The organism is Labilibaculum antarcticum (assembly GCF_002356295.1).
GTDB classification, from domain to species: Bacteria; Bacteroidota; Bacteroidia; order Bacteroidales; family Marinifilaceae; genus Labilibaculum; species Labilibaculum antarcticum.
Window position 1 is genome coordinate 1076380 of the sequence record NZ_AP018042.1, and the last position, 19595, is coordinate 1095974.

Consider the following 19595-nt stretch of genomic DNA (forward strand, 5'->3'; position numbering starts at 1 on the left):
AAGGAAGCCTCCTTATCTGAGGAAACTTCCTTTTTCTTTATCTCTAGTCTTCTAATAAAGCATTGTATTCAGCTTGTCTAGCATCTAAGTCAGCTTTAGCTTCAGCAACCAATAATTTAAGTGTTTCAATGTTACTTTCTGCTTTCACGATAGCTAATTCTTGATCTCGAACTGCTTCAGCTTGACCATAATCTCCAGCCACAATTTCAGCAAGAGTTTTCTCTGCAGCGTAAATATCATCTTCAACATCTTTGATATCCTCTTCTAAGGCTTCAATTGCATCATCAATGTTATCAGTCATATCGCCAAGAGTCGCTGATGTTGTTTCTGCTGTAGAAGTATTATAAATAAATACTAAAGCATTCAAACGATCAATCTCTGTTTTAATTACAGAAATAGCTTCAGCTTCAGCAGTAGTTGCAGCATCAGCAGCTGTAGCTGCATCAGTAGCAACTACATCAGCAGCATCTTTAGCATCAGTAGCATCTTTAGCAAGATCACCAGCAACATCTTCAGCATCTTTAGCATCAGCAAACGCTTCATTTAATGCCTCAACCTCAGCATCAAAAGTAGCTTCGAAAGCATCAGAGATAGCTTTTTTATCATTATAATCTTCAGTTAGAGCAGCTAACTCTTCTTCTAATAACTCTGTCTCATATGTAGTTAAATCATCAGCATCAAGTTCATCTTGCTTAGCATCCATAGCATCTTTAGCAGCTGAGGTTGCATCTTTAGCAGCATCAAGACCATTTTGTCTAGCCGAAACGGTCAAATAAATACCTTTTTCAAAGCTAGAAGCAGCGCCAGCATTATCTGCTACCCAAGTCGTAATATCATCATATGCAGCAGTAACAACATCACCAGCAGCAGTAACAGCATCGGCAGCATCATCTGCAACAGTAGCAGCTTTATCAGCAGCTTCAGCAGCAGCATCTTCAGCAACCATAGTACTAGCTACATCAGCATTTGTCATATTAGTTTGAATTGTCACAGCTACCAACTTTTCAGCTACCTTAGCATCTCTTGAAGCAATAAAAGCATCCCAATCATTGGTTGCTTTTAAGTCGCTTACTACTTTTAAGCTAGCAACATATTCAGCGTTAGAAGTTTTTAAAAGAGCAATTTCTGCTTCTTTATCACCTTGAACATCCATATTGTCAAAAGCATACTTATAACCAGCCAATGCATATTTGTCAGTAACCAAATCAGCATTTGCATCTAACAAATTATTTGTTGCTGTATCCCAATCTCCATAAGCACCTGTGTAAAGACCAAATGCAGTATTTAAATCATCATTTTTATCAGTAACTAAACCATTAGCTATAACAGAAAAAGCATATTCAGCTTGTAACTTCTGTCCGTCCAAAACAATTTTAGCATTTTCAAGACTCATTAATGCGTTAGCTAACTCAACTTTGTCATTCGCCATCTCAAGCATAGCATAATCATAATCTGCTTGCGCTGTTGCAATTTCCATTGCATCTAAAGCTTCAGTTTTAGCATTCGCAAGTTGTGCAGCTTTAACTTCTGCTTCCAAAAGAGCAGCTTCAAAATTCTTATAAGCTACTTCAGCATTTCTAAAGGCAGCATTCGCCTCTTCAAATGTGGCTTTTGCTAGGTTAATAGCCGCTTCAGATTGGAAAACTTCGGCTCTAGCATTTCGCATAGCAGCAACAGAATCAGACTCTTCGTAAGAATCACAAGCAACAAAACTAAGTGCCAACAACCCAAGAGATAAAAATTTTAACTTCATAACGGTTTTTGTTTTATAATTAAAAATTCACATTAATAATAAAACATATTAAGCGTTTTACTTTTGCAACACCAATATATTTTATTCACCGCGAATTTAATACTTATAAACGAAACCACCTACCACTATTATGTATATACGTTGCCAAACATCACAACCAAGTTGTTTAAGCACATAACTGCGTAGTTTTCAAACACAATACAGATACCAACAAAACACACTTTAACAAAACAAAAACAATCTGCGAAAGATCTAAATACCTTATGTTTCAATTTATTATGGATGATTTAATAAGCTTTAAAGCTCAACCTAATGCCTTATGTTCATTTTTCCTAATAATAAAAAAAAGGAAAACTTAATAAGCTTCCCTTTATAATCTGATTCCCAAAATTAGTCTATACTATTTCTTTACCGTGTTTAATGAATGAGCAAGATACTTGAGTCTTTTCAGAAAATCTTTTTTCTTACTTTCTGAAACCTCAACCTCTTTTCCTGAGCTTAAAATAATACGTCCCCCACGCCCTTTTATGTACTGACTAATGTAATTTAGGTTGACCAAATGCTTGTTGTGAACTCTACAGAATATTTCTTCGGGCAATAACTCCTCAAAATTTGACAATACTTTGGAAACCATCAATACAGTATTATCACTCAAATAAAAATTGGTGTAACTACCATCGGCTTCGCAACGAAGAATCTGGTTTAATTCTATAATGCGGAGACCATTTGATGTAGGGAGAATAATTTTCTGATGATGATTACTTAAACTGTCGCACAAGATCTTTATCTTTTCATTTAAATCAACATCTTGATGATTTTGCTTACAACGTTTTACAGCACTCTGTAATTCAATATAATTAATAGGCTTTAACAAATAATGCAAAGCGGCAAACTGAAAAGCCTTAATTGCATAATCATTAAAAGCGGTTGTGAAAACCACTTCAAAATCACGATCTTTGACTCTTTCCAAGACTTCAAAGCCATCCCCGTCGGGCATCGAAATATCTAAAAAAACCAAATCTGGCTTTAAACTATCAATTGCTTCTATTCCTGTTTCAACATTATGTGCAAAACCAATCACCTCTACTTCCGGACAATACATTTCCAGCAACTTATTTAGAGTTGATTGGCTTTTTAACTCATCGTCAATAATCAGAGCTTTTATCATTTGTATTTATATACTTTAAAATGGATCATAAATATAAAAAAAAGCACTGCAATTGGAGTGCTTTTTTTTATATTTATGTCTAACTATTTGTTAATTCCAACAAGATCAAGAACAAAGGCGTATTCTAATGCAACTTCGTGATAACGTTCAAATCGCCCGGAAGCTCCACCGTGACCAAAATCCATATTAATTTTCATCAGCAAAGGATTATGATCTGTTTTCATATCGCGTAATTTAGCCACCCATTTTGCAGGCTCCCAATATTGAACCTGAGAGTCGTGCAAACCTGTTGTAACTAACATAGCAGGATATTCTTTAGCTTCCACATTATCGTAAGGAGAATAAGAAAGCATGTAATCGTAATACTCCTTCTCTTTTGGATTACCCCACTCATCAAACTCACCGGTAGTTAAGGGTATTGATTCATCAAGCATTGTTGTTACCACGTCAACAAAAGGAACTGCGGCAATAATGCCTTTGTAAAGATCTGGTCGCATATTACTAATTGCACCCATCAGTAGCCCTCCGGCACTTCCTCCCCAAGCAAAAACTTTATCTTTTGCAGCATAGCCTTCTGCTACCATGTGCTCCGCACAAGCGTTAAAATCAGTAAACGTATTTTTCTTCTTTAATAGCTTGCCATCCTCATACCAATAGCGTCCCATTTCTTGTCCTCCACGAACATGTGCTGTCGCAACAACAAAACCGCGATCCAACAAACTTAATCGAACTGAGCTAAAATACACATCGGAACTGCTACCATATGAACCATAAGCCGATAACCAAAGAGGATTTGTTCCTTTTTTGAATTTATCCTTACGATAAACCAGTGAAACAGGTACCTTGGTTCCATCCTCGGCCGTGGCCCAGATTCGCTTGGCTTCATAGTTAGACTTATCGAAATCACCAATAACTTCCTGCTGTTTCATTACCGTCTTCACTTTGGTGCTCATGTCGTAATCAATAGTGGAAGATGGTGTGGTTAATGAAGTATACCCATAACGAAGAACCTTGGTCTCAAATTCAGGATTTGTTGAAATCCAGGCAGTGTAGGTTTCTTCGCCAAAATCGAGATAGTGTTCCTTATTATCCGCCCAATTTCTAATTCGCAACTGATTTAAGCCATTCTTTCTTTCTTCTACAACGAGGTAGTTTTCAAATATTTCAAAATTGCTTAAATATACATCGTCACGATTCTGAATCACTTCAATCCAATTCTCTTTAGCTGTTTTGGCTATCGGAGTCTTCATCAAACGAAAGTTTTTTGCCTGATAATTAGTTCTGATGTAAAAATCTCCTTTATAATGATCAATTCCATACTCTAGATCTTTCTCGCGAGCCTGAAACATTTTGAATTCACTGTTAGGCGAATTAGCATCGATATACCTGTATTCAGAAGATAAGGTACTGGTTGAACCAATTACAATATATTTCCTCGATTTTGTTTTGAAGCAGGATGTATAAAAAGTATTGTCCTTCTCTTCATAAACCAGTTCATCCTGATCAACAGCTGTACCCAAAACGTGTTTGAACACTTTATATGGCAGTAAAGTTTCGGGATGCTTAACGGTGTAGAAAACAGTTTTATTATCACTTGCCCAAGTAATACCTCCTGTTGTATTTCCAATCTCATCAGCATATACCTTGTCGTCAACCAAACTTTTAAATTTGATTGTATATTTTCTGCGACTTACAGTATCTTCTGAATAGGCCAGAATTTTGTTGCTTTCACTAACAGAATAATCTCCAATACTAAAAAAACTAAATCCTTTCGCCATTTCGGGAACGTTGAGCATAATTTGCTCATTGACTTCTAATGATCCTTCTTTGCGACAATACAAAGGATATTCAGCATCTCCTTCAGTCCTGCTGTAATAATAAAATCCATTGGATTTAGCAGGAACAGATTCATCTGTTTTTTTAATACGGGCAATCATTTCATCAAACAGCTTTGTTTGAAATGCTTCGGTATGCTTCATCATTGCATCGGTGTAGCTGTTTTCTGCATTCAGATAATTAATTACAGCTGAATCTTCCCTCTGATTCATCCAATAATAATTATCGATTCGAGTATCTCCGTGAACAGTAAGTTCTTTTGCTATTTTTTGTGCAATGGGTGGTTCCGGCGTTTTTACTTTTGGACCGCAAGACATTGCTAAAGCTGCAATTACAGCAATGCTGAAAAACAATTTAAATTTCATATTAGTAAGCTATTTAAAGGTGTAAGATTCACAAACAATTAAATTCTATTGATAATAAAAAAATCGTGTTTGTTAAAAATCAACAACTAATCTAAGAAAAATAAATAGTTAAACAGCAAAATTTCGATGCGAAGGATATTTGAACGATTAAGACTACTATTAACTGGATGAAAGCACTTTTAGATAGGAGATGCCAAGACGAATTTTATAATATTCTATTTCTTCTTTCATGAACATATAGAGATCCTTAACATTATCAGTCTCATTTAAAGAACGGTAAGCATTTTCAATCAGTTCAAATTCTGAAGGATTCAAATACTCTGTCAAATCAATATCAGCGCCCTTTTCATACAAAGAAGCCAAATGAGAATATATGGTAACTGGATTGATTTTTCGAATACTTGCAATTTCTTCCACAGAGAAACCTTGCTTGTAATATTCATAAGTCTGATAAAAAGATTCACCACTCTTTTTGGCTTCCTTATTCTTATTCTGACTAAACACTACAATCTCATTAATAAACAAATCGCCATACAATTGATACTTCCGAACACCCACGCCCGATATCATTTTGAATTCGAACTCACTAGCAGGTTCTTCCTGAGCCATTTCTAATAGACTAGCATCGGAGAATACCAAATATGGAGGAATATTCTCTTCACGGGCTATCTGCAAACGTAATTTTCGCAATGCTTCGAATAATCCCTCTCTTGCCTCCTGCTTGCCTGTCTTTAAAATTGGCTTTATTTCAGGATCGGACTTCATGGTAGCCAAACGAACCAAATTCACAAGTCTTTCCCCAAAAAGCACTTCTCTCCCCTGCTCGGTCAACTTCAGCGCATTTCCATCATCATAGGCAACAGAAATGTAACCTAAGTTTAAAAGCTGCAACATGTATTGTTGCCAATCCTGATAGGCAATATCTTTTCCGACCCCATAGGTTTTGATTTTATTATATCCTCGGCTTAAAATTTCCTGACGGGAAGAGCCCCGAATGACATCAATTAATGTTCCCGATGCAACCTTTTCTTTCAATCGAACAATTGCCGAAAATGCCTTTTGGGCGATTATGGTTCCATCGAATAGACGAGGTGGCTTTTTACATACGTCACAATTGTTGCAATTTTCTTCCAAATGTTCACCAAAATAATTTAGTAAAATCTTTCTCCGGCATATTTGAGCATCACAAAATTGCTGGATTCGTTCCAATTTGGCATGTGCAACCTCTTTTTGTGCTGACTGCTCAATAAATCTACGATGAACAATTACATCTGAGAAACTATAAAACAAAAGTGTATCGGCCTTTAATCCATCTCGGCCGGCACGACCAATCTCCTGATAGTAAGACTCTATGTTTCGCGGAAGATTGTAATGGATTACCCAACGCACATTCGACTTGTCTATTCCCATTCCAAAAGCAATGGTAGCGCATATTATTGGCACTTCATCATTAATAAAATCTTCTTGTCGCCGGGCTCTTTCTTCGGTTGGCAAACCCGCATGATAATAGGAGGCATTCACTCCTGCATTCCTAAGTTTTTCGGCTAAACCCTCGGTCGCCTTTCTGCTTAAGCAATAAATAATTCCTGCCTGATGTGGCCGTTGACGCAGAAAACCAAGAATGGTTTTAAATTTATCCTTACCGGGAGCCACGTTCAAGCTTAAATTGGGTCGGTCGAATGAAGAATTGAATTTCTTAGGATCTGCAAGACCCAATTGATTAACAATATCTTTCTGTGTTAAATTATCCGCCGTAGCGGTTAAAGCAATTACAGGAACATGAGGAAATTGCTTTTTCAAATAAGCCATTTTTGCATACTCCGGTCTAAAATCGTGTCCCCAAACAGAGATACAATGTGCCTCATCAATGGCAAATAAATTCACCTTTAGCTGTAAAAGCAGGTAATAAAAATCGTGACTAACTAATTTCTCAGGAGAAACATACAGAAGCTTTAACTTTCCTTCGTTGATTCTCTCCATGACATCAGCCTGTTGCTGGGAAGACTGCGAGCTGTTCAAAAAAGCCGCATCCACACCATTGGCATGCAAACCTTCCACCTGATCTTTCATGAGGGCAATCAGTGGTGAAACAACCACAGTTACGCCATCCATTATTAATGCTGGTATTTGATAACATATGGATTTACCGCCACCCGTAGGCATAATAACCAAGGCATCTTCACCCTGAAGTACGGATTTGATAACCTCTTCCTGCAAAGGCCGGAAATGGTCATATCCAAAATATTTTTTTAATGCGCGCTTGGCTGTTGTCATGGATCAATTTTAAAAGGGACAACAAAGCTAATACAATTGTGCATAGCACAAAAAAGATTTTATCAACACAACAGGTCTCAATTCATCAATAACATATTGAAAAAAATATTCTCAAAAGTGTTTTTTATAACATATTAATAAAATCTAAAACCTGATAAAGATCATACACAAAAACAGGCCATTAAATGGCCAAAAATTTACTTTTACTGCGAAACACAAACAACAAACACACAAGTAAAAGATATGAACGCAATTAAGTCGATTAAGGAGACTGATTTCCTTAAGAAACGAAGGTATGAAGCCGTAATGTTTCTTCTTACCTTCTTTGGAATTTTCGGCTATGTTGGTCACTACATGGGAGTCGCCAACATGCTAAATACCATTATGAATACGGCATGGGATCTACTGATGAACACCGTATTCTATATTATGGGGATCACTGTACTTTCAGGAGCTTTAGGAAAATTACTGATTGAATTTGGAGTGGTTCGCTTACTGGAGAAAATTCTTGCTCCTTTAATGAGACCCCTGTTTAATCTTCCAGGCGTTGCAGCTCTAGCCGGACTTTTAACTTTCCTATCAGACAATCCTGCCATTATCAGTTTGGCTAATGATAAAAATTTCAGTAAATATTTTAAAAATTATCAACTTGTTTCCTTGACCAATTTCGGGACTGCTTTCGGCATGGGGTTAATCGTAATCACTTTCATGTCAACTCTTAGAATACCGGGAAATGAAGAAAATTTGCTCATACCTGCACTAATTGGCCTCGTTGGAGCTTTGGTAGGTGCTATTGTTTCGACACGATTAATGCAACGATTAATAAAAGGTCACATTGCTATTAAAAAAGATGATGATTACGAGGGAGCTACTGAAATAATCAGTTTCAAATCGGAAGGTGGCGTATTTCTTCGATTTTTGAACTCTATTTTGGATGGAGGAAAATCGGGTGTTGATTTAGGCTTATCTATTATTCCCGGCGTACTTATTATTTCGACCATGGTAATGATGCTAACCTTCGGCCCTAAAGATGCGGCTTTGGGCTATCAGGGAATTGCCTACGAAGGCGTGCCCTTACTGCCTGAACTGGCCGGACACATCTGGTGGTTGTTCGAAGGATTATTCGGATTTAAGCATCCTGAATTAATTGCATTCCCTGTAACATCCTTGGGCGCTGTTGGTGCCGCATTATCTTTAGTTAAAGCATTTATTGCCAAAGGAATTATAGATGGTAATGTTATTGCTGTATTTACCTCAATGGGGATGTGCTGGAGTGGTTATTTAAGTACTCACACCGCAATGCTCGATACTCTTAACTACCGTGAATTAACATCAAAAGCCTTGCTTTCACACACAATTGGAGGGATTTTTGCGGGTACATTTGCCCATTACCTTTATGTCCTTGTAAGTCTATTACAATAAATATATTTCACACCTCTACTTTGAATGCCATCTCCTGCAGATGGCATTTCCTTTTAGTAAATATGCTCGATTAACACTTGAATTCCCGCTATTAATATAAAATTAACTGATGTGTTAAGTCTCTCTTTATACATTTAGATATTATTCACACTAAAATTAACTTAATGACATCTTTTAAGTCTCTTGCATTTTTCCTCCTTTTTATTGTTTCCATATCCTGCTCAGAGAATAACTCCGAGAATACAGATCCTTCCAATCAAAAACCTACAAATCCTCCAGCCAATAAATACTCGGCAATTTTTGGTGGTGGCCCTTTCTACTCTGGTGGAGATGAAGTAATCGTTGATTTAAAATCGTCTGGATTTTCGACAGTAATCTTATGGACAATACATGTGGGGGAAGATGGCAGCATGAATTTTAACGATCAGAAAGTAATCGATTCGAATGGGGAATACATTGGTGACCCGTCGTGGACCAATCGATTAAGCTCATTACTGGAAACTCCAACATCGGTTGATCGCATTGAAATTGGAGTAGGTGCCTGGGGTGCTCAATCGTGGGAAAACATAAAAAACATGATCGAAACTGAAGGATCAGGGAAGGAAAGCAAACTCTATCAATCGTTTCAAAAATTGATGGAGATAACTGGTGCAACAGCTATTAATTTTGACGATGAAGTAACTTATGATGTTGCTTCAACCGTTCAGTTTAGTTTGATGCTCGCTCATATGGGCTACAAAATCAGCCTTTGTCCATTTGATCAGATTAACTATTGGAAATTGGTTTACGAACAAGTAAACGCCCAAAAACCAGAATCTATTGATCGTGTTTATCTGCAATGCTATGCTGGTGGCTATTCGAACAAACCTGCCATCTGGAATCAACATTTTGGAGACTTGAAAGTTTCGATGGGTTTATGGTGCCGAAACGGGAACAACTGCGTGAATGGGGATAGTCCTTCGGAAATTGAAAGTAAAATCGAAACTGATGCAGGGAATATTTCAGGTGGTTTTATCTGGTTGTACGACGACATTCAGAAATGTGCGGCCTACGGAACAAGCAGTTCTTATGCACGAGCCATAAATAAAGGTCTTCAGTAAATTCTTTATTTGGAATTCCTTTTCCGAAGTTTACTATCGCATTTTGCAATCTTAATAAAAGCCTATTAATTAACATTCTTGCGAATCTGCTTACTCCTAAATTGTTTTTATTTTGGCCTCTAACAATGGTGAAAGGCTTATTTGACTAAGAATTTTCTATCATACCACCTGACTGGAATGACCGCAAAACTCAAAAGACATGATAATACATGTATTAAAAGCCTTGCCAGCGACAGAACGAACACCCCTTGCATTAGTAATAGCCTCACCGGCACTATTCGCTTGTGCCCCTGCACACGTGCAGTTGGCAACACGACTAGTTGTTTGAGGTACTTCATCGCTGCATGCTACCAAACTATGCACAATCTACAGGTAAACACGCTTGCGAGAGAACAATTTCCAGACAGGAACAAGGATCACAGATTTGCAGGGATCATTCCGTCATTTTAATTGGGGGCTAACACTTATGCAGGAAATCATCCAAATAGAAATTTGCAGGCTCGCAGCTTTGCAGGACAGCAAACGACAAGAAATAATAGGGCTTAAAGACTTGCGAGAAGCTTACTCCATGGTGACCACGGTGATTCCTGCGCCTCCCATCTGTAGCTTTTCATCACGAAAGTGTTCTACCAAATCTACCGTTTGCAAATATTCGCGAATCATTTGGCGAAGAATTCCGCCTCCTGTTCCGTGTAAAATTCTAAATTCACGAACATCCAACATGATGATATCATCAATATGATCGATTACCACCTGCAATGCCTCTTCGCCACGCATGCCTCGCACATCTAAATCGGCCTTAAAACTCAATTTTCGTGTCGAAATTTTTTCCTGAATTAAGGACGAAGTTCTGTTGTAGGTTTTCTCATCTTTTTTAATCTGTGACCGGCTCACTTTCGTCAAGCGATTCGCCTTAACCGAAGTAAGAATACTTCCAAAAGCAACTACGGCCGTTTTGCTATTCACTTCAATCACCTCTCCTACTGTTGATTGATTATCCAACTTTACAAAATCACCTTTTTCAATCACATCAGGATTAAACTGAACTTTTTCTTTCGCTATTGTTTTTGTTGCAACCGATGTTGTGGATTCATCGCCTGTTTCCTTCTTTATTTTCGGATTTTTCTCCCGATCTTTTAACTTCTGAATCTTCTTTTCAATTCTCTCCTCCTCTTTCAGTTCTCCTTGGGTTAGTTGAACCTTAACCTGTTCAAATTCTTTACGAATTTCGCGGGTACGTCCCTTTTCAGCCTTGCTCTCCTTGATTTCGCGAATGGTTTTTTCTATTGATTTGTTCGCGCTATTTAGTAATTGAGCAGCTTCTTCTTTCGCTTTCACAATAATTTCCTTTCGAAGCTTGCTGGCTTCTTTCAGCTCTTTATCGTATTGCTCTACAAGAGTATTTAGTTTCTTATCACTTTTTCGGATGTTATCCCGTTTATTCTCCCAATACCTCTTATCGCGAACAATATCACGCAAGTGTTTATCGAAATTGATATGATCTTCACCAATCTTTTCCGTTGCATCTTTTAATATCTCTTCGGGCAAACCGATTTTACGAGCAATTTCGAATGCAAAAGATGATCCTGGCTTACCAACCAACAATTGAAACAAAGGTTGCATCTGGTGCGAATCGTACAACATGGCTCCATTTTCAATTCCATCAGCCTCTGATGCAAAGTGCTTTAATCCTGAATAGTGAGTGGTGATTACGCCTCTTACCTTCTTTCGATTCAGCTTATCCAATATGGCTTCGGCAATGGCTCCACCCAAAGCAGGTTCGGTACCCGTACCAAATTCATCAATCAAAATCATTGTATCGGTATTGGCATGACGCAAAAAATGCTTCATATTCATCAAATGAGAACTGTAGGTACTCAAGTCATTTTCAATGGATTGCTCATCGCCCATATCCATGAAAATATTATCAAAAATCCCTACATTCGATTCCTCATCCATGGAAACCAACAATCCACACTGAAACATATATTGCAGCAATCCCAAACTCTGAAGACAAACTGATTTACCTCCAGCATTTGGCCCGGAAATTAAAACCATTCTTTGCTCGTCGTTAATCTCAATACTTAGAGGAACCACCTTTCGAGCTTCATTTTGAAGCGTAAGATAAAGCAATGGATGAATCGCATTCTCCCAAAGAGCGGTTGGCGTTTTCACCATTTTAGGCAACACCCCATTTACCTGTATCGCAAACATGGCCTTGGCATGAATAAAATCCATTTTTGCCAAAAACTCAAATGCTCTAAAAAGATCATCGATATAGGGGCGCAGTTGTGCTGTAAATTCCTGCAGTATTTTAATAATCTCACGGCGCTCAGCATACTCCAATTCACGAATTTCATTGTTTGTTTCCACAATTTCCGATGGCTCGATATAACTGGTTTTTCCTGTTGCCGATTCATCGTGAACAATTCCATTTACTTTTCGTTTGTGAGCCGATGGAATAGGAATAACAGTTCTCCCATCGCGAATAGAAAGGACAACATCCTGATCGACCCAACCTTCTTTCTGTGCATTGCGCAACAAAACCTGCATTCGCTTCGAAATGGTCGATTGCTTTTGAATCAAACTACTTCTAATCTTTTGCAAGGCTGGCGATGCATTGTCTTTTATTTTACCATTTTTTGTTATAATCGAATTAATCCGATCGAATATGAAAGGATACATTTTCACATTCCCTGTCAGTTTTTTCAGATACGGATATTCTTTTTCTTCTTTGCCCTGAAAAAAGCGAAGGATGGCCGAAATAGATTCCAGCGATCTTTTTAGATTGTAAAGCTCCTCCAATTCCAGATAAGTTCCTTCAATTCTTGCTTTTTCAAGACTTTTACGAACATCAATAAAATAACCCAAAGGGAAATTATCCTCATCTAAACAAATGGTTTTAAACTCGTTGGTTTCATTCACCAAACGATTCACCATGCTAAATGAATTGGTAAACTGAATGGCATCGACCAAATCACGTCCCAATGAACTTAAACATTGCTTTTTAACCAGTTCTCTTACTTTATCGAACCGTATTTTTGTTTCAAAATTTTCTGGATATATCACGCGCTGCTCTACAATCTTAATTATTTATTCTGCAAAATTAGTAAAAGACTTGGATGCACAAAAGGAAAGGAACAACACACTTGTGCTATTCCTCTTTTTAATATCATTGATTTTAAAAATTATCAATTCAATTTCTCTCTGCAATTCTCCTCTAAATACTCCTCAACCTGAACAATTCCCATATCGAAAGCTTTCTGCCAATCTTTACACGCGGCTTCTGTTTCGCCCATTTTAAAGAAACAGATTCCTCTATTTGCAAATGCAATGCTATAATCCGGCTTTAAATTAAGTGCGTAGGTATAATCCAAAACTGCAGTACTAATCATGTTTTTTGCCAGGCAAATATTAGCTCGGTTCAAATAATAATGAGGAACCAAGGAAAAATCTTCACCATTCATTTTACTGTAAGCAATTGCCATACTATACTCTGCCATTGCTCTCTTCACTTCTCCTTTAGCCTTATACATTTCGCCCAAATAGTAACATATCTCATCATCTTGCTGAAATATTTTCTTTGATTTTTGAAGAATGTTTATGGATTGATCCACAAAACTAGAATCCGACATTGAGACGGTATATAATTGCAGATAAGGCTTGCGAAAAGTTGAGTCTACCGAAATCGCTTCCGCAAATTGTTCAAATGCTTCACTCACCCTACTATTCTTGTTATTCTCAATTGCAAGATTGTATAATTCTATTGCCTTATTGCTATCAGCAAGAGAAACGTCGTAAACTTGTGCTTTCGTAGTAAACTGAAGAGCAACTAGTAATAAGAGAGATGGTATTGTTAGTTTCATATTATTCTTTTGATTATTTCGCCGACTCCTACCATTTTCGGCAAACTCTTTTTACTATTTAGTTGTAATGCGGTTTACCACAACACTTCTTAAATTTTACGCCACTGCCACAAGGGCATGGACTATTCCGCCCAAGTAGTTGGTTCATTTTCTTCATATCACGAACCTGCATGTCTTGATTAAACACCTCACTCATTAATTTGTACAATTCAGGATGAGTTCTGGCAAATAATTTTGGTCTTTCGAAGAAATACTCACTGGCAACGGAAAAGAATTCAGCTTTATTAGTTCCTCCATATGGATTAATATCAGACTTATCTTCGTAGATTTCCTCGATCTTCTTATTAATCAAATCTATCCAAGGAATAGCATATTGCCTCTCTAACAAAATGGAAGGAAGTCCATCAACAGCTCCATCCATTTTATCAATTAAATGCACAAACTCATGAATGGCAGTATTTTTCTTATCGGATTCGTTTACAAAACCATGATGAAGAGCCGGTTTCGACAATATCATTTTCCCTTCCATATATCCGGTTCCAACCATCCCCAAAATATTGGTATCTGATCCAGTTGTTTCAAATTTATCATTGAAACTACCCGGATAGAGAAGCACTTCAGAAAGGTTGGTGTATTTCCACTCCGGAAATGCGAAAATGGGAATAATTGCACTAGCAGCAACCAATATCTCGTCGGTAACATCAACATCTACATTAATTCCCGTTACCCTGCAATTCAATAAAAACTCCTGAATTTTGAATTCGAATCTGCTTTTCTCTTCCGCAGAAAGCGCATTATAAAACACAACTTTATTTTCCAAAATCAGTCTCCATTCTTTAGAAAACACTCTTGAAGGAGTACGCCAATTATTTTTCTTCTTTCTGTGCAATAAATACCAAATAAGTATTGCGGCAACAGCTATTATAATAATCACATCCATAATCTAATATTCTAATGATGACGAGAAAACTCCTATAATCCCGACATAGCCCAAATGTAATAAATACAATTCTTATGTTGGTGGTTATTTCAATAAATTATGATTATACGGAGATGTTCTAAATTCTGCCTATAGAGTAATACCCAGTTTCAATTAGTTCATCCAATACTTTAGACAATTCAAAATTATCCTTTATCTTAGGAAGGTTTTAAATAAATCTATTAACCCCTAAATTACTAACCCCCTATTTTTTATGCACAGATTAAACGACTTTTTAGCCGGAATTGAAATCTACTTAGGAGGAAGCTTATGGTTCACTCTTTTACTCTTAGGAACCGGAATCTTCTTTACCTTTTACTTAAAATTTCCACAAATCCGCTTTTTTAAACATGCCATAAAAGTAGTAAGCGGAAAATATGACAAACCCGACAAAAAAGGAGATGCTTCCCATTTTCAAGCACTAACCGCCGCTTTATCAGGAACAGTAGGAACAGGAAATATTGCTGGTGTTGCTTTTGCCATTTTTTTGGGTGGACCAGCAGCTTTATTTTGGATGTTGGTGACTGCCTTTTTAGGGATGACCACAAAATTTGTTGAGGTTTCTCTCTCGCATAAATATCGCGAAACTGACGAAGAAGGATTTATATCCGGAGGACCGATGTATTACATGAAAAACAAATTGAACATGAAATGGTTAGCTGGTTTCTTTGCGGCTATGACCATTGTTTCCTCTTTTGGAACCGGAAGTCTTCCACAAATGAATTCTATTTCCAACTCACTATTCTCTACTTTTGGATTCAACAAAATGCTTACCGGAGCTGTACTAGCCATACTGCTAGCCTTCGTGATTCTTGGTGGAATCAAAAGAATTGTAAAAGTAACAGATAAGCTAGTTCCTAGCATGGCCATCATCTACGTTATTGGTGCCTTGTCAGTAATTTTTTACAACTACGAAAATATTATTCCATCCTTCCTTTCTGTATTTTCGAATGTATTTACCGGAACTGCTGCAACAGGAGGTTTTCTAGGCGCGGGATTCTCCTACGCTTTTAACCGAGGGGTAAACCGTGGCTTGTTTAGTAATGAAGCTGGACAAGGATCTGCTCCTATCGCTCATGCTGCCGCTCGCACCGAAGAACCTATTGCAGAGGGAATGGTTGCCATTCTAGGTCCCTTCATTGATACCATTATAATTTGTACACTCACTGGATTGGTGATTCTCTCTTCGGGAGTCTGGACCGAAAAACTACCCAATCAATTTCAAACTTCCGATATGACCATTTTGGCCGATCAGTATGACGATACTCTTCCAGAAGATCAAGTTAAACTCGCTAATTTTTTAGTAGAAAAAGAACAACTGCCTCTATTCTCTGGAAACTTGACCGTTGTGAATGGAGTCATTCAAAATCTTGTATCCATAATCAATTCTCGCTCCATAGCCGAAGATATTCTTGTATATAATAACGAGAACGAATTATACAATGGAAGTGTTCCCATTGAAAATGGCAAGCACCTCAACGAAAATGACACCTACTTCTATGGCAATTCTCTCATGCATTCGGCACCACTAACTGCTGAAGCATTTACCCACAGTTTTCTAGGTGAATGGGGACGATGGATTGTGTCCTTAGGGCTACTTCTGTTTGCATTTTCAACCGCTATTGCTTGGGCATACTATGGCGATCGATCGGTAACCTATTTATTTGGCACAAAAGGAGTTCTACCCTATCGAATTATTTATTGCATTGGATTTTTTATTGCATCTTTTGCCGATACAACAATTATATGGACCATTTCAGGAATCACCATTGTTCTTATGACACTTCCTAACTTAATTGGTATTTTACTCCTTAGAAAAGACATGAAGGGAACCATGAATAAATACCTTGATGATTTCAACAAAGAATATCCCGGTGAGATTTAAATCATCTAATATTTCTTAAAGAGACTCAAGTGAGTCTCTTTTTTTTGTATTTTCCACAATAAGAATCAGCCAATAAAAACTGAAGTGCCAAATGAATGATACATATATAAACGATCGTGATAATGCTCTATTTTCAATTGCGAATAATACAAGCACGAGTAAAAAATTCCTATTTGAAAAGGATAAATACTACAGGATACTATGGTTGCAAAAAGGAGAAGCCAGTGTTACAGTTGATGGGATAGACTATAAACTTAAAGAAAATCAGATCATTTTTTTGACTCCATTAAATAAGCTTGAGCTTAAAAATACACCTACTGAAATTATTAGTCTGGTTTTTAACCGGGAGTTTTATTGCATTCAGCAACACGATCAGGAAGTCTCCTGTTATGGGTATTTATTCTTTGGATCATCGGATGTGCCCATTGTTAGTTTGGATCGAAGTGAGCAAGTTAGTTTTGATCTACTCTATCAGGTTATGAGGGAAGAATTTGACAACAATGATCAGATTCAAGGAGAAATGCTTCAAGTATTACTCAAACGATTTTTAATTAAAAGTACTCGACTAGCACGAAAAATTCTTAAAAACCCTGAGATAAACCAAGATAAGCTTGATATGATTCGCAAGTTTAATGTTTTAGTTGAAATGCACTTCAAAAACATACACAAAGTTTCGGATTATGCAGATCTATTAAATAAGTCTCCTAAAACCTTGTCGAACCTATTCGGAGAATACAATGACAAGAATCCTTTGCAAGTAATTCAGGAAAGGATTGTTCTTGAGGCTAAGCGCTTATTTTTATATACCGACAAGAGTGCCAAAGAAATAGCCTTCGAATTAGGATTTGATGATGCCGCGCATTTCAGTCGTTTATTTAAAAATATAGCTGGAAAAAATCCAACCGAATTCAAAAAAACATCAATTTTATAAACCAAAAGGAAAAATCGTCATGTCGCGGGGAAGAATAGCCATTCTTCCCCGCTTTTTTATACTCCATCTTTGCAGTGTCATTAGATCACAAGACCAATAACAGTTAACAGATCAAATTATAAATCATTATAAAATTAAAGAAGATGAGAACAATTACAGTACCAACAATAGAACAGTTAGATGCAAAAGGGCAACAGATTTTAGGTCAAGTAAAAAGTCAAATGGGAATGGTTCCTAATCTTTATGCAACCATTGCCTATTCAAGCGACACACTAGAAACTTATTTAGCCTATTCAAGTAAAGCAGGTAAAGGAAGTTTTTCGAGCAAAGAACTTGAAGCGATCAAACTTTCAGTATCGGAAGTAAACAGATGTGAATACTGTTTAGCCGCTCACACCGCAATTGCAAAAATGAACGGATTTACCGAAGAAGAAACAATTCAGTTAAGAGATGGTAGTATTACCGACATTCGCTTACGAGCACTCAGTAATTTGGCTGCCGATGTTGCTCAAAATAGAGGCAATGCAAGCGATATAACAAAAGAAAACTTTTTTGAAGCTGGTTTTGACGAAAAAGCATTGATCGACTTTCTGGCAGTAGTTGTAGAAATTACATTTACCAATTATGCGCATAACCTAACAAAGGTTCCGGTGGATTTTCCTAAAGCGAAAGTTTTAAGTCAAAAAGCCGCTTAATATATTTATGGGTTAATTATTATACTTTCACAAAGGCTGCTTCATTAGTTTGAAACAGCCTTTGTTATTTATTCTATCTCAATATCGAACTGAGTTAATAAACCAGCCACACCATGCAATGAAAATTTTGCCTTTTTAATTTTATTGACTTCAGGATTGATCAAGTAATTAAAGGAACTTCGTAAGTCTGATTTTTCAATATTTGTATACTCAAAAACAGCTCTGCTCAAATCGCAATTATCCATTGTCGATCCTCTAAGATCAGCTTCTGTAAAATCTACCTCTTGTAAATTGCAGTTGACAAATTGAGTCGCTTTTAGTTTTAATTTGTAAAAAGAAGCCAATTTCAACTGGCAATCTTCAAACTGAACTGATAACAATAATTGATTGCAATCCTGAAAACCAACCCCTACCATTTTACAGCTTTTAAAAACCACATCGCGGAGAGCTGTGTAATTTAATTTGGCCAGACTTAAATCGCATTGTTCAAATTCACATTCTAAAAATAGATCCTCCGACAAATCACTATTCGCAAATGAGCAATTCACAAAACGACAATTCTCATATTCTCCCTTTGGCAAATTCTCCTTTGAATAATCCTTCTTTTCAAAAACCTGATCCTCTATATATACTTTTGGCATCTTTCTTCTTCTTTTTACTTGTTGGTTCCATATCCAGTTCTCCTGCACGAAAACCTTTGGTTCTTTTCAAATCTGTAGGGCCATTTTTAGTGATTGATGATCTTCTCAATCTCTGGCTTGCTGTATAAATCCGATTTAATCACCTTTCCATCTTCCCGATAAATCGGTTTCCCATGCTCATCCAGCTTGCTCATATTACTTCGATGAACTTCGCTAAAAATCTCAGGGTATTTATCTTGCAAACCAAATTCCAATACAGTTCCCATAATTACATAATGAATATCTGCCAAAGCATCAGCAACCTCAACTAAATTACCCGATTCCCACGCAGCCTTCAACTCATCCACTTCTTCCTGAATAATATTTTGCCTTAATTCACATCTTTCTTTTGCAGGAATGGTTGGTGCTTTTTCAATATTTACCCCAAATGCTTTGTGAAATTCATTCACCTTTTCTAATGCTGTCATACTCTATTTATTCAATTTTTCATTAAATCGGCTTGAAAGTGTAAATATCACCAATTCTTTTATAATTGTCGAGAATCAGTAAAAAAAGACCATTATAAAAATCCTTTTATCCTCATCTTTAGTCTCACTCCTGTTGCAAAAACAGAAGAAAAGAAAGCGCAAATCATGATAAACATCTTCTTTACCGACTGTTATGAAACACTGTAAATTACC

Annotated in this window: 15 protein-coding genes; 5 read left to right on the top strand and 10 right to left on the bottom strand. The window is 37.0% G+C overall.

Features of this window, described 5'->3' with window-relative positions; genetic code table 11:
- Positions 1-43 precede the first annotated feature (43 nt).
- The 4 genes from ALGA_RS03925 to recQ all read right to left on the bottom strand — a co-directional run bounded on the left by ALGA_RS03925 (position 44) and on the right by recQ (position 7396).
- Positions 44-1753, bottom strand: a complete 1710-nt coding sequence (locus ALGA_RS03925) for an efflux RND transporter periplasmic adaptor subunit (protein ID WP_096428091.1) — start codon at positions 1751-1753, stop codon at positions 44-46.
- Between the two features lie 400 nt (positions 1754-2153).
- Entirely contained in the window at positions 2154-2921 is a 768-nt protein-coding gene (locus ALGA_RS03930; protein WP_096428092.1) for a LytR/AlgR family response regulator transcription factor, read from the bottom strand.
- An 83-nt stretch (positions 2922-3004) separates the two neighbouring features.
- Positions 3005-5122 (bottom strand): S9 family peptidase, encoded by a 2118-nt coding sequence (locus ALGA_RS03935; protein WP_096428093.1) that lies wholly within the window; start codon positions 5120-5122, stop codon positions 3005-3007.
- Positions 5123-5281: 159 nt separating this feature from the next.
- Complete coding sequence (gene recQ, locus ALGA_RS03940; RefSeq protein WP_096428094.1) at positions 5282-7396, bottom strand: DNA helicase RecQ; 2115 nt, start codon at positions 7394-7396, stop codon at positions 5282-5284.
- 243 nt (positions 7397-7639) lie between these two features.
- Here recQ and ALGA_RS03945 point away from each other — a divergent pair, with 243 nt between their 5' ends.
- Together ALGA_RS03945 and ALGA_RS03950 are read left to right on the top strand one after the other, a co-directional pair.
- Complete coding sequence (locus ALGA_RS03945) at positions 7640-8818, top strand: CD0519/CD1768 family membrane protein (protein ID WP_096428095.1); 1179 nt, start codon at positions 7640-7642, stop codon at positions 8816-8818.
- A 164-nt stretch (positions 8819-8982) separates the two neighbouring features.
- The gene (locus tag ALGA_RS03950) at positions 8983-9918 is read left to right on the top strand and encodes a lysyl endopeptidase (RefSeq protein WP_096428096.1); all 936 of its coding nucleotides are present in this window, start codon (positions 8983-8985) and stop codon (positions 9916-9918) included.
- 159 nt (positions 9919-10077) lie between these two features.
- Here the strand turns inward: ALGA_RS03950 and ALGA_RS22730 are convergent, their stop codons facing one another.
- From ALGA_RS22730 to ALGA_RS03965, 4 genes are all read right to left on the bottom strand, one after another.
- Positions 10078-10281, bottom strand: coding sequence for a hypothetical protein (locus ALGA_RS22730; protein ID WP_145957569.1), 204 nt, complete (start codon positions 10279-10281; stop codon positions 10078-10080).
- A gap of 198 nt (positions 10282-10479) precedes the next feature.
- The gene (locus ALGA_RS03955; RefSeq protein ID WP_096428097.1) at positions 10480-12987 is read right to left on the bottom strand and encodes an endonuclease MutS2; all 2508 of its coding nucleotides are present in this window, start codon (positions 12985-12987) and stop codon (positions 10480-10482) included.
- A 122-nt stretch (positions 12988-13109) separates the two neighbouring features.
- Positions 13110-13784: a hypothetical protein gene (locus tag ALGA_RS03960; protein ID WP_096428098.1), complete on the bottom strand. Its 675-nt coding sequence runs from the start codon at positions 13782-13784 to the stop codon at positions 13110-13112.
- Between the two features lie 58 nt (positions 13785-13842).
- Positions 13843-14724: a M90 family metallopeptidase gene (locus tag ALGA_RS03965; RefSeq protein ID WP_096428099.1), complete on the bottom strand. Its 882-nt coding sequence runs from the start codon at positions 14722-14724 to the stop codon at positions 13843-13845.
- 253 nt (positions 14725-14977) lie between these two features.
- Here ALGA_RS03965 and ALGA_RS03970 point away from each other — a divergent pair, with 253 nt between their 5' ends.
- The 3 genes from ALGA_RS03970 (at position 14978) to ALGA_RS03980 (ending at position 18274) form a co-directional block, all read left to right on the top strand.
- The gene (locus ALGA_RS03970) at positions 14978-16648 is read left to right on the top strand and encodes an alanine/glycine:cation symporter family protein (RefSeq protein WP_096428100.1); all 1671 of its coding nucleotides are present in this window, start codon (positions 14978-14980) and stop codon (positions 16646-16648) included.
- Positions 16649-16739: 91 nt separating this feature from the next.
- A complete protein-coding gene (locus ALGA_RS03975) occupies positions 16740-17579 on the top strand; it encodes a helix-turn-helix domain-containing protein (protein WP_096428101.1) in 840 nt (279 codons plus the stop codon).
- 143 nt (positions 17580-17722) lie between these two features.
- A complete protein-coding gene (locus ALGA_RS03980; protein WP_096428102.1) occupies positions 17723-18274 on the top strand; it encodes a carboxymuconolactone decarboxylase family protein in 552 nt (183 codons plus the stop codon).
- Between the two features lie 68 nt (positions 18275-18342).
- Here the strand turns inward: ALGA_RS03980 and ALGA_RS03985 are convergent, their stop codons facing one another.
- The gene (locus ALGA_RS03985; protein WP_096428103.1) at positions 18343-18915 is read right to left on the bottom strand and encodes a pentapeptide repeat-containing protein; all 573 of its coding nucleotides are present in this window, start codon (positions 18913-18915) and stop codon (positions 18343-18345) included.
- A gap of 86 nt (positions 18916-19001) precedes the next feature.
- On the bottom strand, positions 19002-19382 hold the full coding sequence (locus ALGA_RS03990) for a pyrophosphohydrolase domain-containing protein (protein WP_096428104.1): 381 nt from the start codon (positions 19380-19382) through the stop codon (positions 19002-19004).
- Between the last annotated feature and the right edge of the window lie 213 nt (positions 19383-19595).